The organism is Cellulomonas cellasea, from assembly GCF_030372105.1.
In the GTDB taxonomy this organism is placed as follows: Bacteria; Actinomycetota; Actinomycetes; order Actinomycetales; family Cellulomonadaceae; genus Cellulomonas_A; species Cellulomonas_A cellasea_A.
Genome location: NZ_JAUDBQ010000022.1, coordinates 1 through 17790 on the forward strand (window position 1 = coordinate 1; position 17790 = coordinate 17790).

Genomic DNA, 17790 nt, shown 5'->3' on the forward strand with positions numbered 1-17790 from the left:
TTCACCCCGTGCCCCCGCCCTCCACCGGCGGCGCCTGGCACGTGACCTGGCACGGTGTGCGCACCGTCGCCGCCCTCGAACTGCGCCAGCGGGTGCGCTCCACCCGGTGGATCGTGGCCCTCGTCGTCTGGTTCGTCGTGGTCGGCGGGCTCACCCTGCTCAACTCCGGGGCGATCAACGCGCTGTCCGGCAGCGCGGGCGCCTCCGCATCCCGCGGGCCGCTGCTGTTCTCCTCCGTGCTGATGCTCGTGCTCGGCCTCGGGCTGCTGGTGACGCCCACGCTGAGCTCCACCTCGATCAACGGCGACCGCAACGCGGGCACCCTGGCCACCCTCCAGGTCACCCTGCTCAGCCCCGCGGAGATCGTGCTCGGCAAGCTGCTCGCCGCGTGGGCCGCCTCGCTGGCCTTCCTCGTCGCAAGCCTGCCCTTCCTGCTGGTCGGCGTGCTGATGGGCGGCACCCCGGTGCTGTCCTTCGTCGTCGCCGTGCTGCTCACCGCGGTGCTGCTCGCCTGCGTGTGCGCGATCGGCGTCGGCTGGTCCGCCGTCGTGGCGCGCACCGCCGGCTCCACCCTCCTGACGTTCCTCACGATCGCCGCGACCACGCTCATCGCGCCGCTCGTCTTCGTGCTGACGTTGGGCACGGGCATGGTGTCCCAGACCGCGGAAGTCCGAACGTGGTCCAACGTCCCCAGCGATGACATGACGTCCGGCGCCCCCGAGTGCGCCTGGGAGACCCGGACCACCACCCAGCTGCACACCGAGCGGACCTGGTGGCTGCTCGCCGCGAACCCGCTGGTCATCGTGGCCGACGGGGCCGGCAGCGGGCGGGACGCCGGGTGGTACACCTCGACCTTCGACCCGCTCAGTGGGATCCGGCTCGGAGTCCGCGAGCTGCGCGCGGGCCCGGCCGCCGAGGAGAACCAGTGCCACAACTACGACGATTGGACGCTCGTCACCGACTCGCCAGTCGCCGAACGCGACCCCCAGAAGTCGCCCGTGTGGCCGTGGGGGCTCGGGGTGAACCTGCTGCTCGGCGCCGCTGGCGTGGTCATGGCGGTGCGTCGCCTGCGCGTCCCGCAGCAGACGCTGGCGCGCGGCACCCGGGTCGCGTGACCGCTGTGCCGTGACCGCTGGGCCGTGACCCCGCGGGGCCGGCCAGCAGGAGGTCAGGGCTGCAGCGCGTCGTACTCCGCCTCGGCGGCCACGTCGTCGTCCACGTCCAGGCGCAGATGGCCCAGCAGCACCTGCAGCACGCGCAGCACGCTCGACGCGCGCTCGCCCCAGCTCGACAGGTAGGAGAACTGCCACCACCACAGCGCCTCGAGCTCATGCCCGGACTCGTAGTGCCGCAGCCCTTGGAGCAGCGCCCCGGCGATGGCCACGAGGTCCCCGGACACCGTGGACGCCGTGACCTCGGCGCCCAGCAGCGGGTCCACGACCTCGGCGTACTCGTCGATGCCCTGCAGGATCTCCGCCAGCGCGGAGCGCAACGGGTCCACATCCGGGTCGGGGCCCACATCCGGCTCGAACCGCTCCGGGGGCACCACGTCCACGATCGCGCCCGCACGGGCGCCCGCGGCCAGCAGGTCAGAGACGGCGAGCAGCAGCAATGGGATCGACGAGTCCGGGCCCGTCCCCGCGCCCACCTCCGTCACCGTGGTGAGGAAGCTGCGGGTCTCCTCCGCGATCGTGTGCGCGACCTCGAGCAGGTCTGCGACCTCCGCGTCTCCCCCGTCACCCGGGAAATCGAGCTCTGCCATCGCCCTCACGCTCCCTACGTCTTCCCGTTGCGGTGTGCTGTGCTCTGCCTGCTACGCGCTGATCCGGCGACGGCCCTCGAACGCCCGGCCCAGCGTCACCTCGTCGGCGTACTCCAGGTCGCCGCCCACCGGGAGGCCCGAGGCCAAGCGGCTGACGGTGAGGCCCATCGGCACGAGCATCCGGGCCAGGTACGTCGCCGTCGCCTCGCCCTCGACGTTCGGGTCCATCGCCAAGATGACCTCGGTGACGACGCCGTCCTGCAGGCGCATCAACAGCTCCTTGATGCGCAGGTCGTCCGGGCCCACCCCCGCGATCGGGTTGATGGCGCCGCCGAGCACGTGGTACCTGCCGCGGAACTCCCGGGTGCGCTCCACCGCGACGACGTCCTTCGGCTCCTCGACGACGCACAGCACGGCCGTCGAGCGGCGCGGGTCGCGGCACACGCGGCACTGCGGCTCCTGCGACACGTTCCCGCAGACCTCGCAGAACTGCACGCGCGCCTTCACCTCGGTGAGCGCGTCGACGAGTCGCCGCACGTCAGAGGGGTCAGCGGCCAACACGTGGAACGCGATGCGCTGGGCACTCTTGGGACCGACGCCGGGCAACCGCCCGAGCTCGTCGATCAGGTCCTGGACCGCGCCTTCATACACCCGGCCAGCCTACGGTGCCAGGCCTGGGAGCCGCGTCGGACGCCCCGGGCGACGCCCACGAACATCCGACGCCGGCTCCGCCTGCTCACACCGAGGCGTCAGGCCATCCCGTTGTCGATCTGCTCGTCGATGACCACGCCGCCGAGCATCTGGGCGACCAGCGGGGCGCCGTTGAGCCCCGACGATGCCAGGTCCGGGTCGTCCGGCGAGGGCGAGTCCTCTTCCATCGGGGCCCTGCGTCCGCCGAGGCTGGCGGCATGCGCCCGCGCGCCGGCCTCCCGGGCGCTGAGCGCCTGTCCCTGCGGCGCGGAACGCTGCGGCGCCGACGACTGCGGGGACGCCCACGGGTCGTCGCTGTGGCCGCCACCCTGCCCGCCGCTCTGGCCGGCGCCGCGGCTGAGGCCGGGCTCGCGGGGAGCGCCAGGCTCCCCGGGGTCGTCGTCATGCGGCTCGGGCGCGCCCGGGTCGTCCTCGTCGATCCCGTGGGACACCGCCGGGCCTGACGGGCTGGCGGCGGACGGGCCACCGGTGACGCCGTGGGCCGGCCGAGGCTCGGCCACCGGGGCGGGGATGGGCGCCGGGGTGTCCCAGGACGCCGCAGCCGCCGCGGCCACCGCCGCGCCACGCTCGCTCGCAGTCTCGGAGGGGGCTCGCCCCGCCTGCTCAGGGGTCGCTGTGGAGGCGGACGACGCGGGCGCCTGCTCGGCGAGCACCGCCTCGACGCGGGCGTCGAAGCCCAACGTCTCACGCACGGCCCGCTGCACCATCTCGGCATGCGCGCCGGAACGGAAGTACGTCGCCAGCCCGGGGGCGATGAACGAGATCTTCAGGGTCGTGGCGTCGAGCTCGGCCACCTGGGCGTTCTGGGAGACGAGCACCCAGGTCGTCTTCTTGAGCCGGCTCAGCGTGTCGAGCACCTCGGGCCAGCGGCGCCGCAGCATCTCGGTGTCCGGGCCGGTGGCCGGCGCCGCGGCAGCCGGCGCAGGAGCCGGAGCTGCCGGAGCGGGCTGGGGCGCGCTCGGACGCGGGTCCGTCACGGCAGCCGGGGAGGCTGCGGGCGGTTCAGCGACAGGCGCGGGCGCCGGCGCCGTCGGGCGCTCGGCAGGCGGGCCATCCGCGCGGATCTGGCCGTCGGCAGGGCGGTGCGCATCGACCGGCTGAGCGGTGACGGGCTGGGCCTCAGCAGCAGCCTCGGTCGGCGCAGCAGTGTCCGCGGCCTGCGCGTCGGCTGCCGGAGCGACGACCGGCGTGGGTGCGGGCGCTGCCGTCGGTGCCGGTGCGGTGACTGGCGGCGCGACCGGTGCGACCGGCGCAGGCGCCGCAGCCACGGGCGCAGCCGGAACGGAGGGAGCCCCCACACCGGCGGATCCCAGCCGTTCGAGCCGGTCGAGACGTGCCGCGACGCCCGTGGTCGTGTCGTCGGCGGCGGGCAGCAGCAGGCGGGCCATCAGCAGCTCGAGGTGCAGGCGCGGCGAGGTCGCGCCCACCATCTCGGTGAGGGCCAGGTTGACCAGGTCGGCGGAGCGGGACAGCTCGGCGGCGCCCAGGTGGGCGGCTTGCGCTCGCATGCGGGTGAGCTGGTCGCCGGGGATGTCGCCCAGCGCGGCGGCAGCGGCGTCGCCGGAGGCGGCGATGACGATGAGGTCGCGCAGCCGCTCCAGCAGGTCCTCGACGAACCGGCGCGGCTCGTGGCCCGTGGAGATGACGCGCTCGACGACGCGGAACGCGCTGGCGCCGTCATTCGCGGCGATGGCGTCCACCAGGTCGTCGAGCAGCGAGGCGTGCGTGTAGCCGAGCAGGGACACGGCGCCCTCGTAGTCCAGGCCGCCCTCACCCGATCCGGCGATGAGCTGGTCGAGCACGGACAGCGCGTCGCGCACCGAGCCCGCGCCGGCGCGGACCACCAGTGGCAGCACGCCCTGGCCGACCTGCACGCCCTCGGCGGCGCACAGCTGCGCGAGGTAGTCGGAGAGCACGTCCGGCGGCACGAGCCGGAACGGGTAGTGGTGGGTGCGGGAGCGGATCGTGCCGATGACCTTGTCGGGCTCGGTCGTCGCGAAGATGAACTTGATATGCGGCGGCGGCTCTTCAACGATCTTCAGCAGCGCGTTGAAGCCCTGCGGGGAGACCATGTGGGCCTCGTCGAGGATGAAGATCTTGTACCTGTCGCGCGCGGGGGCGAAGGTGGCGCGCTCGCGCAGCTCGCGCGCGTCGTCCACGCCACCGTGGCTGGCGGCGTCGATCTCCACCACGTCGAGGCTGCCGGGGCCGCCGCGGGCGAGCTCGACGCAGGACTCGCACACCCCGCACGGGGTGTCCGTCGGGCCCTGGGCGCAGTTGAGGCAGCGCGCCAGGATCCGCGCGGACGTCGTCTTGCCGCAGCCGCGCGGGCCGGAGAACAGGTAGGCGTGGTTGGCCTGGCCGCTGCGCAGTGCCTGCCGAAGCGGTGCGGTGACGTGGTCCTGACCGATCACCTCGGCGAAGGAGTCCGGCCGGTAACGGCGGTACAGGGCTGTGGTCACGGGAAGACCCTATGCGCCCCGCCTGACAGGGTCATCCGCCGTCCTAGCGGCGGCGTGGCGCGCCGTCAGTCTGGCCGCACGCTCGTCTCCCGGAGCACCGTCCGCAGCAGCGGGCGGCTGGCCTCGCTGGCCGCGAGCACCAGCAGGCATCCCGCCACCAGGCATCCGCCCAGCATCAGCAGCCCAGGCGTCCCGATCTGCACCCCTGGCCCGAGGAACGGCATGATGACGAGCAGTCCCATCCCGGCGGACGTGACGGACACGAAGATCAGCGGCACGAGCACCTCGCGCCGGCGCACGCCGTCCAGCAGCGAGGCCGGAGCCCCGGCGAGGGCTTGCAGCGCATAGTCGCGCCGCCGATCGAGCACTGACGCGGCCTGGATGATCCCCGCCGAGCACGCCGCGACGACGAAGGTGATGGCCAGCGTGAGCATGGCGCCCATGACCAGGTCGTCGAGGAAGAGCCGCTCGCCGGGGGCCATGCCCTGCACTTCCGAGATCATCGGGAGGACGGACAGCACTGCGGCGACGAAACTCGCCAGTCCCAGCCCGCCGACGACGCGCCACGCGGCCTTCGGGTCGTCGGCCAGGCGCCGGGCGGCGAGCAGGCCCGCGGCGGATCGGGCCGTCCCGCCGGCGATCTTCCCGAGCAGCCAGATCAACCACGGCCCCACCAGGTTGATGCTGCCGAAGACGGCCGCGAGCATCCCGAGGATGAGCACCGTGAGCGCGGCGCTGTCGAGCCCGGAGAGCGTCGTCACCACGAGGAACCCGATCACGGCCACCACCGCGACGATCAGCCGGATGACCTTGAGCCCCGCGGGCGTGGTGCGCTGGGCGACGCCGAGTGGGGACACGACGACGCGTCGGAGCGTGAATGCGGCGCTGACGGCCGCGAGCGCGGGCGCCACGAGCAGTGCCACGAGCATCAGTGGGCCCACCCACAGCTCGCCGATGGCTAGGTGGCCGCCCTGGAACGGCACGAGCGTCCACACCGGGAGCAGCAGCACGTAGCCGACCATGCCGAACGCGGCGCCGATCAGGCCTTGCCAGGCGGTCTCGGTGACGGTCAGCGCCACCACCTCCCGGGGGGTCGCGCCAAGCAGCCGCAGGGTGGCGAGGCGCGCGTCCCGTCGGGCCACCCCCAGCCGCGCCGCGGCGCCGCCCAGCGACAGCAGGGGCACCATCAGCAGGATCACCGCGACCCACGCGAGCACGATGTACAGGTCGCCCCACTCCTTCTGGAAGGGGTCGCCATTGGCGGCGCGCACCGTGAACGCGCGCTGGCCTCCGAGCACGCTCAAGGCGAGGGCTGTGGTGATGGCGAATGCCAGGACTGCCAGCGCGGTGCTGCGAGCCTGCTGGCGCACCCCACTCGCGCCACCAGCGCGCAGCAGCACCGGGGCGAGGGCCATCACCGTCCTCATCGGGCGGCGCCGACCACACGACCGTCGCGGACCTCGATGCGCCGGCCGCACCACGCGGCGACGTTCTCGTCGTGGGTGACGACGACGAGGGACGCCCCGGCGGCGCGCGTCGCCTCGACGAGGACCTTCATGACCTCGGCGCCGGTGGCCTGGTCGAGGGCGCCGGTCGGCTCGTCGGCGAACACCACGTCGGGCCGGGTGATGAGCGCGCGCGCCACCGCGACCCGCTGCGCCTGGCCGCCCGAGAGCTCGCCGGGGCGGCGCGTCTCCATCCCCGCCAGGCCCAACGATCCGAGCCACTGCCGGGCCTGCCGGGTCGCGTCCTTGCGGGAGGCGCCGAGCAGCATCGCGGGCAGGGCCACGTTCTCCTGGGCTGGGAGCTCGGCGAGGAGCTGGCCGAACTGGAAGACGAAGCCGAAGTGCTTGCGGCGCAGCAGCGATCGGCCCCGCTCGCTCAGACGGCTCACGTCCTCGCCGCGCAGCAGCACGGCGCCCTCGTCGGCGGAGGTGATGCCCGCCAGGCAGTGCAACAGAGTCGACTTGCCCGATCCGGAGGGCCCGGTGACCGCGAGCGCCTCACCGTCGGCGAGGTCGACGTCGACGCCCGCGAGCGCTGTCGTCGCGCCGAAGCGCTTGACCAGCCCGTGCCCGGCGAGTCGGATGCCCGGGCGCGGCTCCGGGGCCGCTGCGGCACGAGCGGCCGTGTGCTGGGTGGGGACTGCCGGAAACGATGGGGTCGTCATGTGATCCAGGGTCGGCGTCGTGGCGCCTGCCGCGCGTCCGCCCTCGGTCGCCTTCTCGGGCGCGGTTGTGCGCCGAAGGTCGCGCGGTGCGTCCCCCTCCGGGTGGAGGCCAGCCCGGGGCAAAATAAGGACCCCTCGCACACCCGCCAGAGCTCGCCTGCCCTTGCTGCCTTCCGGCCCTGGGGGAGTTCAGCGAGATGACGCCGCACGAGGGGTCTGAGTCAAGCCTAGCCCAGTCCGTGCGATGCCCGCCGCGCCTCATGGCGAAAACCCAGGCGGAACGGGCACTGTTACCGCATGAGCCCGCCGACGGAGAGCCCGCGCGTCGACATACCCCCGCGCCTGCGCGATCCCGTCTGGCGCACGCCGGGCGCCGGGGTGGGCGTGGCGGCCGGGATCAGCGTGCTCGTCGTGGTGGCGCTGTGGGCGTCGAACGGCAATGCAGCCGAGCTGGCGCAGGGGCCGGGCGCCGCGTTGACGTCCCTCGGGCGGCTGCTCGGCCTGGTCGCCTCCGACCTGCTGCTGCTCCAGGTGCTGGCCATGGCACGCATCCCATGGGTCGAGCGCGCACTGGGCCAGGACACCGTCGCCCGATGGCACCGGCTGCTCGGCTTCACCTCCATCACGCTCATGGGCGCGCATGCCCTGGCGGTGGCGCTCGGGTACTCGCTGATGGACGGCATCGGGTTCTGGGCCGAGGTGTGGACGCTGGTCGCCACGTTCCCAGGGGTGCTGCTCGCGACGGCCGCCACGGCGCTGTTCGTGATGATCGCGGCCACCTCGGTGCGGGCCGCGCGCCGGCGGATGCGCTACGAGTCGTGGCATCTGCTGCACCTGTACGCCTACCTGGGCGCCGGGCTCGCGTTGCCACACCAGTTGTGGACCGGCGCGGACTTCCTCGCCTCGCCGGTGGCCACGGCCTACTGGTGGACGCTGTACGGCGTGGCGCTGGCGAGCGTGCTGGTGTTCCGCGTCGGGCGGCCGCTGCTGCGCTCCCGGCGGCATCGGCTGACGGTCAGCGACGTCGTGCCCGAGGCCCCCGGGGTCGTGTCGGTGCTGCTCACCGGCCCCCGCCTGCGCGAGCTGCCGGTGGCGGCCGGGCAGTTCTTCGTCCTGAGGTTCCGCACCGGGCCCGGCTGGACGCGCGGCCACCCGTTCTCACTGTCGGCGGCGCCGCAGCCCGACGCGCTGCGGTTCACGTTCAGCGTGCGGGGCGACGACGGGGCGCGCCTCGCCGGTGTGGCGCCCGGCACTGCCGTGCTGATCGAGGGGCCGTTCGGGCGGCTCGTCCCCGCTGCGCGGACCCGCCCCGGCATCGTGGCGCTGGCGGGCGGGATGGGCATCACTCCGCTGTTGTCCGTGCTGCAGGACGCTGTGCGGGGCGACGCCACCGGGCCGCTGACGCTCGTGCGGCGCACCAGCGCGGAGGGCCCGCTGCCGCTCGACGCGGATGTCGACGCCCTGGTGCGCGACGGCGGCCTGCGGGTCGTCGACCTGGTGGGGCGGCGCAGCGTCACCGGCACCCCCTGGCTGCCCGTGCAGCTCGGGCACCTGAGCGGGTCGGACGCACTGCGCTCGATCGTGCCCGACCTCGACGCATGCGACGTGTACGTGGCCGGCCCGGCGCCCTGGGTGGACGCTGTGGTCGCGGACGCCCGGGCCGCCGGGGTCCCCCGGTCGTCGCTGCACGTCGAGCGCTTCGCCTGGTGAGACCGCTGACAACGACGAGAGGGGACTGACTGTGCGCCGCATCCTGTTCGCCGCCTGCGGCACCGCGGTGGGCCTCATCCTGCTCTTCTCCTGGCCCACGAGCTGGAACCGGCCCGTCGACGGCGCGGAAGGCCGACCCCTCGCGGACCCGTCGCCCGAGGCCGTCGACCCGGGCGGGCCCGCCGATCCGTCGGACGACGAGGGGGCGGGCGGCGTCTACACCGGCGTCGCGGTGCCCAACGGCCACGGCGACGTGCAGGTGCAGATCACCGTCGCCGACGGCGCAGTCGTCGAGGCGCAGGCCGTCCAGTACCCGACGAGCGACCCGCGCGCCCGGCAGGTGAACACGCGCGCGATCCCGATCCTCGACGAGGAAGCAGTGGGCGCGACCAGCGGCGACATCGACATGGTCTCCGGGGCGACGCTGACCAGCAACGCCTACCGGGAGTCGCTGCAGGACGCGCTGGACCAGGCAGGGCTGTGAGCGGTGGGCCGGGGCGTCGCGCCTGGGTCGAGCAGATCATGGGGATGCCGATCAGCGTCCACGTCCGCGGCGCCGTCGCAGGCGGCACTGTCGCGCACAGCACCGGCGCTGAGCACAGCGCCGCCATTGAGCACCGCGCCGACGCCGAGCACGCCGTCGCCGCGCTGTTCGCGAGCCTGCGCGACGCCGACGCGATGTTCAGCACCTACCGGCCCGACTCACAGGTGAGCCGCCTGCGGCGCGGCGAGCTCGACCTCGACGGATGCGACCCGGCCGTCCGCGAGGTGCACGACCTGTGCGTGCGGGCGCGGGAGGCCACCGACGGCTACTTCGACGCCTGGGCGCCCACGCGGGGCTTCGACCCGACGGGCCTGGTCAAGACGTGGGCCCTCGAGCGGGCGGCCCGTCCGCTCAGCGCGCTGCCCGGCCTGGGCGCCGCGGTGGGCGCCGGCGGGGACATCCTGGTGCTGCCCGACGACGACCCGAAGCCGTGGATCGTCGGCATCGAGGACCCGCGCGATCGCAGCCGCACGCTCGCCTCCCTGCCGGTGCACGACGGCGGAGTCGCGACCTCCGGCATCGCCGCCCGCGGCGCTCACATCGTCGACCCGCACACCGGCCGGGCCGTCACCGAGGTGCTGTCGGCCACCGTGAGCGGGCCCTCGCTGATGTGGGCGGACGTGTGGGCCACAGCCGCCGTGGCCCGTGGCGCCGGCGCCATCGAGTGGGTGGGCGGGCTGGCCGGCACGAGCGGGCTGCTCGTCCTGGCCGATGGGACGACGCACCGCTGGGCGAACCCCGTCTGAGGAGCCCGCGTGTGCTCGCCCACGAATGGATGACATCTCCAGGAATGGGCGGAGTTTCACCCGGTCGCATTCACTCGCGCGGCCGAACATCGCCCCCGCGGTTCGGATGAATCGGATATACAAGGGCACACGCCGCTAAATCCCCCAGGCTGTTCTTCGTCGCTGCAGACCGGAGAGCGCCAGGCCAGCGGCACAGAGCACCCGTCCTCGACGACCGTCCGGCATTCATTCCGCACCCCTGCGCCGCACGGCTCCTCGGCATGCCCACACCCACCGAGAACGCATCCAGAAATGCCCTGCCGACTGCGCGCGGGGCACGCCTCGAAGGAGCACGCACATGATTCGCCGCCTCTCCACGACGTTCGGCATCGGCGCCCTCGGCGTCACCGCCGCGCTGCTGCTCGCGCCCGCCGCCCAGGCCGCCGGCTGCCTGCCCTCCCCCGGCTCGCCCCTGATCCCCGCCACGTACGAGGACGCCCTCGTCTCGCCCGCTGTGGAGGCCACGCCGGCCGTCCCGGCCATCGACGAGGTCAGCCACACCGAGCACAAGCACTCCCGGACGGTCATCGACCAGGCCTACGTGCCGGGCGAGGACGCGGTCATCCGGGAGAAGTGGTCGATCTCCACCTTCATCAAGGGCTGGACCAAGACCGACCAGGTGCGGACGAAGGTCATCACCCCGGCGTGGGATGAGTACAAGACGCTCTACTGGCACGAGCGCCAGGTGCAGACCAGCCCCGGCCAGGAGTACATCGCCCCCACCTACAAGACGGTCGTGGACCAGCCCGCATGGACCGAGGAGATCCCCCACGAGGCCGAGTACACGACGGTGCACCACGAGGCGGTCACCGAGGTCCAGTACGAGTGGATCAACGCGTTCGCCCACTGGAAGAAGCAGTGGGCCGCGACGGACCCCGGTTTCGGGTGGGTCAAGACCGGTGAGTGCAAGACCGTCGTCCTCAAGGAGGCCTACGACGAGCAGGTGCTGGTGAAGGCCGCCTGGGTGGAGAAGGTCGAGCACCCCGCGACGTACAAGGAGGTCGTGGACAACCCCGGCCAGGAGTACATCGCGCCCACCTTCACCACCGAGCGCCGCGTCTCCGGCCACGAGGACCTCAACGGCAAGGGCGACGCCGGCCACGGCTGGACCCCCACCGGCGAGACGGTGCAGAAGTTCATCAAGCACCACCCGGCGGTGACCAAGCCCGAGTACCTGCACACGCAGGTCGTCAAGGAGGCCGTCGCCCCGATCGAGGAGGTCTCCCACGAGGAGACGACCGACTGGGTCACCGAGGCGCCGGAGGGTGAGGGCTGGGAGCTCGTCGACGAGCGCACCGTCATCGACCAGGCGTTCGTGCCCGCCGTCCCGGCCGTCGACGCCGTGGACGCCGTCTGGGAGAAGCGCCAGCTCACGGCTGAGGTCCCCGCTGTCGCGCCTGTGGTCTGCGCCGCCGACCCGGCTGCTGTGCCGGACCCGACGGTCACCTACCTCAGCGAGGTGCTGGCCGCGCCGCTGCCCGCCGCCGCCCCGGCCGCACCCGCCGCGGTGAAGAAGGCCCCCGCGGTGAAGAGCGAGGTCCTGGCCGCGACGGGCGCCCCGGCCGGCCTGTACGGCGCGGGCGCCGTGGCGCTCCTGGCGCTGGGCGGCACGCTCGTGGCCGCTCGCCGTCGGGCCGCCGAGCAGCACTGACCGTCCGCGTCGGTCCCGGCTCCCAGCGCGCCGGGACCGACGCGCGACCCGCTCAACCCGCCGTCGTGCGCCCGAAGTGGAACGACGTGGCCGCCGATCGCGGCCAGCGGCTCGTGACGACCTTGCCCCGCGTGTAGAACCGCACGGCCTCGGGGCCGTAGACGTGGCTCTCACCGAACAGCGAGTCCTTCCACCCGCCGAACGAGTGCCAGCCGACCGGCACCGGGATCGGGACGTTGATGCCGATCATGCCGACGCTCACCGACCGTTGGAACGTGCGCGCCGCGTCGCCGGAGGCGGTGAACAGCGCCGTGCCGTTGCCGTAGGGGTTCGCGTTGACGATCTCGATGGCCTCCTTGAGCCCGGCGACCCGGAGCACGACGAGCACCGGCCCGAAGACCTCCTCGGCGTAGGCCCGCATGTCGGTGGACACCCCGTCGAGCACCGTCGGCCCCACGAAGAAGCCGCCCTCATGGCCGGGCACTGTGTGCCCGCGGCCGTCGACCAGCACCCGCGCCCCGCCGTCCACGGCCTCCGTGACGATCTGCTCGATGCGCTGCTGTGCGGCGCGCGTGATGACCGGGCCCATGTCGGACGCCGGGTCGGACCCCGGCGCCACCCGCACCGCCAGGGCCGCGGCGCGCAGCCGCTCGAGCAGCGCGTCAGCCACCTCGTCGGCCACCAGGGCCACCGACACCGCCATGCACCGCTCCCCCGCCGCGCCGAACGCCGCAGCCGTCAGGTGGGTGGCCGCCAGGTCGAGGTCGGCGTCGGCCAGCACCACCGCATGGTTCTTGGCGCCGCCTAACGCCTGCACCCGCTTGCCGTGCGCGGTCGCCGTGGCGTGCACGTGCTTCGCGACGGCCGTGGAGCCGACGAAGGACACCGCCGCGACATCCGGATGTGTGAGCAGCCCGTCCACCGCCACCCGGTCGCCCTGCAGCACCGAGAAGACGCCCTCGGGCAGGCCCGCGTCCGCCCACATCTGCGCGAGCAGCAGCGACGCCGACGGGTCGCGCTCCGACGGCTTGAGGATGAACGCGTTGCCCGTGGCGATCGCCATCGGCGCCATCCACAACGGCACCATCGCCGGGAAGTTGAACGGCGTGATCCCCGCGACCACCCCCAGCGGCTCCCGGAACGAGAACACGTCCACATCCGTGGCGACCTGGTCGGAGTACTCGCCCTTGAGCAGCTGCGGGATGCCGCACGCGAACTCCACGACCTCCAGCCCCCGGCCGATCTCCCCCATGGCGTCCGAGAGCACCTTGCCGTGCTCCGCTGTGATCACCGCCGCCAACTCGGCCGTCCGGGCGATGAGCTGCTCCCGGAACGCGAACATCACCGCCGCGCGCTTGCCCAGCGGCGTCTGCGCCCACCCCTCGGCGGCGATGAGGGCCGCCGCGACCACCGCGTCGACATCCACCTGATCGGCCAACGCCACCTGTGCGGACACCTGCCCGGTCGCCGGATCGAACACGTCCTGCCGGCGCTCCCCCGAGCCCGGTGTCGGCGCGCCGCCGATGACGTGGCCGACGAGTGTGGTGACACCGGTGCTGTCGATCGAGGGCTGCGCGCTCACGGTTCTCCTCCAGGTGAGGCCGTCGGCTATGACGGATTCGCGTCACGCTAGCGCCCGGCGTCCCGGCTGAGTAGAGGGTCTGATCTGCTGAGAGAACCCATGCCAGACTCGCCGGATGCCTGAGCACTACGCGCCCGACGACCACGCCGCCGATCGGGCCCTGCTCGTCGCCGCGTCCTACGTGCTGCTGCGCCGCGACGACCAGGTGCTGCTGCAACTGCGCCGCGGCACCGGCTACATGGACGAGCACTGGGCCACGATGGCCGGGCACGTCGAGCCCGGCGAGTCCGTGCACGAGGCCGCCGTCCGCGAGCTGTGGGAGGAGGCCGGTGTGCGCGTGCGCGTCGAGGACCTCGTGCCGGTCACGATGCTGCACCGCTACGAGGTGGGCGGTCCGCAGGTCGAGCAGCGCTGCGACGTGTTCTTCGAGACCCTGGTGTGGACAGGCGAGCCGCGCATCATGGAACCCGCCAAGTGCGCCGCCATGGAGTGGTTCGCGCTCGACGCGCTGCCATCGCCTGTCGTGCCGCATGAGCTGCTCGTCCTCGAAGGGCTGCGACCGGGGGCGTCGCTGCCCGCCGTCGTGTCGTACCGCACGGGCGGCTGACCCCGATGCGGCCGTGTACCGAGGTCGCAGCGACGTCGGGTATCCTCATCCGGCCGGGAGGATTCGCCTAGTGGCCTATGGCGCACGCTTGGAAAGCGTGTTGGGTGAAAGCCCTCGGGGGTTCGAATCCCCCATCCTCCGCGCACCGAAGGGCCCGTCACCGCAGCGATGTGGTGACGGGCCCTTCGCCATGCCACGGGCTCACCTCAGGCGAGGCGAGTTCGGGCTCGCCGATCCGCTTCGTCGGCCCCGGCCATCAGCCCTTCACGTCCCGACGGACGCTCAGCCTGAGCGCGGCGCCGCGTCGCCCCGGAGCCACGACAGCGCGCCCTGGGCCGCGACCACGCCGGTGCTGAAGGAGGCCTGCAGCAGGTAGCCGCCGGTCGGAGCCTCCCAGTCGAGCATCTCGCCTGCGACGAATGTGCCGGGCAGCCGCCGCATCATCAGCGAGTCGTCGACCTCCGACCAGGCGAGGCCGCCCGCGGTGGAGATGGCCCGGTCGATCGGCATCGTCGCGGTCACCGCGACGGGGACGGCCTTGACCAGGCTCGCCATCTCGGTGGCGTCACTCGGCAGCGCGCCGCCGCTCGACTCCCGCAGCAGGGCGATGGCGACGGGGTCGAGGCCGAGGCGGCGCAGCCAGGTCGAGGCTGAGTCCTTGGGCCGGCGGTGGCGTAGCCGCTCTGCCAACTGGTCGACGCCGAGGTCGGGGCGGAGGTCGACCTGGAGGACGCACTCCCCGTCCACGTCGAGGGCGTCGCGGATCGCGGCGCCGATCGCGTAGACGGGGCCGCCTTCGACGCCGGTCTTCGTCACCATGGCGTCGCCGCGGGCCTGCTGACTGCTCCCCGGCACAGTGAGGCCGACGTTCTTCAGCGGGCTCCCCGCGAACCGGTCCGCGAACGTGTCAGTCCACGAGACCTGCACCCCGACGTTCGCGGCCCGCAGGGGTGTCACCTCGGCGCCGCGCTCGGTGAACAGCTCGACCCAACCGCCGTCGGCGCCGAGCCGTGGCCACGACGCGCCGCCGAGCGCGAAGACGGTCACATCCGGGGCGACCTCGACAGCCTCGCCGTCGGTCCGGGTGAAGCGCAGCCCATCGGTGTCGCCGGCCCATCCCATCCACCGATGGCGCGTCTCGATCCGCACCCCCAGCTCGGCCAGCCGCGCCAGCCATGCGCGCATCAAGGGGGTGGCCCGGAACGCCTGCGGGAAGACTCGCCCGCTCGACCCGACGAACGTCGGCTCGCCCAGGCTCGCGCACCAGTCGCGGAGGTCCTGCGGGCTGAACACGTCGAGCATCGGCGCCAACCGGTCGGCTGACCGGCCGTATCGGGCCAGCATCCGGTCGCGGGCCTCGGAGTGGGTGATGTTCAGCCCGCCGTGGCCTGCGAGGAGGAACCTGCGGCCAACCGAGGGCATCCGGTCGTACACGGTGACGGCCACGCCGGCCCGGGCCAGCGTCTCGGCGGCGATCAGGCCCGCGGGGCCGCCGCCGATCACACTCGCTGTGCTCATCGGCTGGATCGGCCGGGCTCGAACGTCGGTGTGACCATCAGCATCGTGTGAACGTAACCCACAGCCGACGACCTGCACGAACGCCCGCTGTCTGACGCCTGCCGTCCCGTGGGGCGTCGCGCGGGCACAGATCGCGGACCGGGCGGCGCCTGCCAAGTCGTAGGCTCTTTCACCGTGGCCACGTTTTCCTCCGTGTCGAGACAGCACATCCTGCAAGCGATCGCCGAGTACGACTCCCGCGGCGGGGAGGCCTTCCTCCAGGTCTACGGCTTCGGCCCATCGCGCGACTACACGCTCATCCACGAGGGCCGCACCTACGACTCGAAGGCGATCCTCGGGGTCGCGCACCGGTTCGCCACCGGGCGGCTCGCCACGTCGGACGAGTTCCATGGCGGTGTGCACGGCGCCGTCGCGATCCTGCGCAAGCGCGGCTTCGACGTGACCGAGCCGGCGTCGGCGTCACGCGAGGCCCCGGCCCGCCCCACGCGTGCGCCTCGTGCCGCCCGGACGCCTGTCGCGCGCCCGGCCCCCGTGCGTGAGGCCCCGACAGCGATCTGCCCGACGTGCTCGATGACCCTCCCGGCGACCGGCGTCTGCGACGACTGCGGCTGAGCCTCCGCCAGGCGCCGCGACGACCAGCAGCCCCTCGCTCACCCGAGCGGGGGGTTCGTCATGTCAGCACGCAGGGTCCCGGGTGCGGGCGGATTTCCGTCCGTAGAGTCGCCCTCGACAGCGTCGGAGGAGCGAAGTGGCTGGTCAGACGATCCATGGGCCGGGTAGGCGTCCTGGAGGCGAGCGCGCCCCGACGTCCCCGCTCGACACGGCAGGGCCCGCGATCGAGCTCGATCACCTGACGAAGTCGTACGGCAAGCGAGTCGCTGTCGACGACCTGTCGCTGACCGTGGGGCGCGGCGAGTTCTTCGGGCTGCTGGGGTCCAACGGCGCGGGCAAGAGCACCCTCGTGCGGATGCTGTGCGGCCTGACGGCGCCGGCCAGCGGCGACGCGCGCGTGCTGGGCATGTCGCTGCGGACGGACGCCACCGCGATCAGCCGTCGCGTCAACCTGTCGCCGCAGGAGACTGCCGTGGCCGCGAACCTGTCGGTCGCCGAGAACCTCGAGCTCGTCGCCCGCCTGTATGGGGCGTCGCGCGCCGAGGCGCGATCCCGGGCGCTCGACGTCATGGAGTCGTTGCGGCTCGGCGATCGGGCCCGAGATCGGGCCAAGTCGTTGTCCGGTGGCCTCGAACGGCGGCTGAGCCTGGGCATGGCGCTCATCACCAAGCCGGACGTGGTGTTCCTCGACGAGCCGACGCTCGGCCTGGACGTGCGCTCCCGTCGTGACCTGTGGGCGCTGCTCGCCGGCCTGAAGGGCACGACGACTGTGGTGCTCACAACCCACCAGCTCGAGGAGGCCGAGTCCTTGTGCGACCGGATCGCGATCATGCGCGACGGTCGCCTGCGCGGGGTCGGCGCCGTCGCGGATCATCTGGCGAGCACCGGCGCAGCCACCTTCGAGGACGCGTTCCTCGCCCTGACCGACGAGGAGGCCGGCGCATGAGCGTGCTCGCCTTCGCCGGCCGCAATCTCAAGGAGATCGCCCGGGACCCCTCGGCGCTCCTGATCCTGATGGCCCTGCCGGTGGGCCTGCTGCTGATGCTCGGCACGATCGGCCGCAACACCGGGCTCTCCGACTTCGAGATCGAGGCGCTCGCCCCCGGGCTGGCCGTCTTCAGCCTCGCGTTCGTCGCGTTGTTCGGCGGGACGCTGCTCGCGGGCGACCGGGCGTCGTCGTTCCTCAGCCGCGTGCTGGCCGCGCCGCTGAGCGCCACGGGCCTGCTCGTGGCGTACGCGCTGCCGCTCGTGGCGCTGGGGCTGGCCCAGGGCGTGGTGTGCTTCGTCGCGGCGATGTTCATGGGACTCGAGCTCACAGCGAACCTGCTGCTCGCGCTCGTCGTGCTGGCGCCGTCCGCGGTGATGTTCGTGGGCATCGGCCTGTTGCTGGGCTCGGCGCTCAGCTCGTCACAGGTGGGCGCGGCGGCCTCCGGGCTGATCACCTTCGCGACGTTCGTCGGCGGGTACTGGATGGACCTGGCAGTGCTCGGCGACGGGTTCGCAGCCGTCGCCCGCATGCTGCCCTTCGTGCATGCCGCCGACGCCGCCCGCGCGGCGGTGACCGGCGACTTCGGCAGCATCGGCGGGTCCCTGCTGTGGTGTGCGGGGTACGCGATCGCCGTCTTCGCGCTTGCCGTGGTCGCCTTCCGCCGCCGCTCGCGCGCGGGCTGAGCGGC

At 73.2% G+C, this 17790-nt stretch carries 16 protein-coding genes, 1 tRNA gene and 1 other RNA gene; 10 read left to right on the forward strand and 8 right to left on the reverse strand.

The features are described 5' to 3' along the window. Positions 1 to 8: 8 nt before the first annotated feature. Complete coding sequence (locus tag QUV83_RS16505) at positions 9 to 1115, forward strand: ABC transporter permease (RefSeq protein ID WP_289566061.1); 1107 nt, start codon at positions 9 to 11, stop codon at positions 1113 to 1115. Positions 1116 to 1168: 53 nt separating this feature from the next. Here QUV83_RS16505 and QUV83_RS16510 read toward each other — a convergent pair whose 3' ends face one another. From QUV83_RS16510 to ffs, 6 genes are all read right to left on the reverse strand, one after another. Beyond that, a complete protein-coding gene (locus tag QUV83_RS16510) occupies positions 1169 to 1762 on the reverse strand; it encodes a DUF5063 domain-containing protein (RefSeq protein WP_289566020.1) in 594 nt (197 codons plus the stop codon). A 51-nt stretch (positions 1763 to 1813) separates the two neighbouring features. Next, positions 1814 to 2413, reverse strand: a complete 600-nt coding sequence (gene recR, locus QUV83_RS16515) for a recombination mediator RecR (protein WP_289566021.1) — start codon at positions 2411 to 2413, stop codon at positions 1814 to 1816. Positions 2414 to 2511: 98 nt separating this feature from the next. Further along, positions 2512 to 4935 (reverse strand): DNA polymerase III subunit gamma and tau, encoded by a 2424-nt coding sequence (locus tag QUV83_RS16520; RefSeq protein ID WP_289566022.1) that lies wholly within the window; start codon positions 4933 to 4935, stop codon positions 2512 to 2514. 65 nt (positions 4936 to 5000) lie between these two features. After that, positions 5001 to 6350 carry an FtsX-like permease family protein gene (locus QUV83_RS16525; RefSeq protein ID WP_289566023.1) on the reverse strand — a complete coding sequence of 450 codons (1350 nt, stop codon included), beginning with the start codon at positions 6348 to 6350 and terminating at the stop codon, positions 5001 to 5003. An 8-nt stretch (positions 6351 to 6358) separates the two neighbouring features. Next, complete coding sequence (locus QUV83_RS16530) at positions 6359 to 7105, reverse strand: ABC transporter ATP-binding protein (protein ID WP_289566024.1); 747 nt, start codon at positions 7103 to 7105, stop codon at positions 6359 to 6361. A gap of 123 nt (positions 7106 to 7228) precedes the next feature. Beyond that, positions 7229 to 7325: signal recognition particle sRNA small type (gene ffs / locus QUV83_RS16535), an RNA gene on the reverse strand. 77 nt (positions 7326 to 7402) lie between these two features. On the opposite strand from ffs, the gene QUV83_RS16540 reads away from it, so the two are divergent. The 4 genes from QUV83_RS16540 (at position 7403) to QUV83_RS16555 (ending at position 11795) form a co-directional block, all read left to right on the forward strand. After that, positions 7403 to 8815: a ferredoxin reductase family protein gene (locus QUV83_RS16540; RefSeq protein WP_289566025.1), complete on the forward strand. Its 1413-nt coding sequence runs from the start codon at positions 7403 to 7405 to the stop codon at positions 8813 to 8815. Between the two features lie 31 nt (positions 8816 to 8846). Next, positions 8847 to 9299: an FMN-binding protein gene (locus QUV83_RS16545; RefSeq protein ID WP_289566026.1), complete on the forward strand. Its 453-nt coding sequence runs from the start codon at positions 8847 to 8849 to the stop codon at positions 9297 to 9299. Positions 9300 to 9343: 44 nt separating this feature from the next. Beyond that, positions 9344 to 10105 carry an FAD:protein FMN transferase gene (locus QUV83_RS16550; protein WP_289566027.1) on the forward strand — a complete coding sequence of 254 codons (762 nt, stop codon included), beginning with the start codon at positions 9344 to 9346 and terminating at the stop codon, positions 10103 to 10105. Positions 10106 to 10442: 337 nt separating this feature from the next. Next, positions 10443 to 11795 carry a hypothetical protein gene (locus tag QUV83_RS16555; RefSeq protein ID WP_289566028.1) on the forward strand — a complete coding sequence of 451 codons (1353 nt, stop codon included), beginning with the start codon at positions 10443 to 10445 and terminating at the stop codon, positions 11793 to 11795. A gap of 52 nt (positions 11796 to 11847) precedes the next feature. On the opposite strand, the gene QUV83_RS16560 is transcribed toward QUV83_RS16555, so the two are convergent. Next, entirely contained in the window at positions 11848 to 13359 is a 1512-nt protein-coding gene (locus tag QUV83_RS16560) for a CoA-acylating methylmalonate-semialdehyde dehydrogenase (protein ID WP_436231938.1), read from the reverse strand. A 133-nt stretch (positions 13360 to 13492) separates the two neighbouring features. Between QUV83_RS16560 and QUV83_RS16565 the strand changes: the two genes are divergently transcribed. Further along, positions 13493 to 13984, forward strand: a complete 492-nt coding sequence (locus tag QUV83_RS16565) for an NUDIX hydrolase (RefSeq protein WP_289566030.1) — start codon at positions 13493 to 13495, stop codon at positions 13982 to 13984. A 56-nt stretch (positions 13985 to 14040) separates the two neighbouring features. Further along, a tRNA-Ser gene (locus tag QUV83_RS16570) sits at positions 14041 to 14125 on the forward strand. Positions 14126 to 14266: 141 nt separating this feature from the next. Here the strand turns inward: QUV83_RS16570 and QUV83_RS16575 are convergent. Continuing rightward, positions 14267 to 15502 (reverse strand): NAD(P)/FAD-dependent oxidoreductase, encoded by a 1236-nt coding sequence (locus QUV83_RS16575; RefSeq protein WP_289566031.1) that lies wholly within the window; start codon positions 15500 to 15502, stop codon positions 14267 to 14269. A 192-nt stretch (positions 15503 to 15694) separates the two neighbouring features. Between QUV83_RS16575 and QUV83_RS16580 the strand changes: the two genes are divergently transcribed. The 3 genes from QUV83_RS16580 (at position 15695) to QUV83_RS16590 (ending at position 17785) form a co-directional block, all read left to right on the forward strand. Beyond that, positions 15695 to 16114, forward strand: coding sequence for a hypothetical protein (locus QUV83_RS16580; protein WP_234346541.1), 420 nt, complete (start codon positions 15695 to 15697; stop codon positions 16112 to 16114). Between the two features lie 136 nt (positions 16115 to 16250). Further along, positions 16251 to 17060, forward strand: coding sequence for an ABC transporter ATP-binding protein (locus tag QUV83_RS16585; RefSeq protein WP_289566032.1), 810 nt, complete (start codon positions 16251 to 16253; stop codon positions 17058 to 17060). Then, positions 17057 to 17785 (forward strand): ABC transporter permease, encoded by a 729-nt coding sequence (locus QUV83_RS16590; protein WP_289566033.1) that lies wholly within the window; start codon positions 17057 to 17059, stop codon positions 17783 to 17785. The genes QUV83_RS16585 and QUV83_RS16590 overlap by 4 nt, the downstream gene beginning before the upstream one ends. The last annotated feature ends 5 nt before the right edge of the window (positions 17786 to 17790 follow it).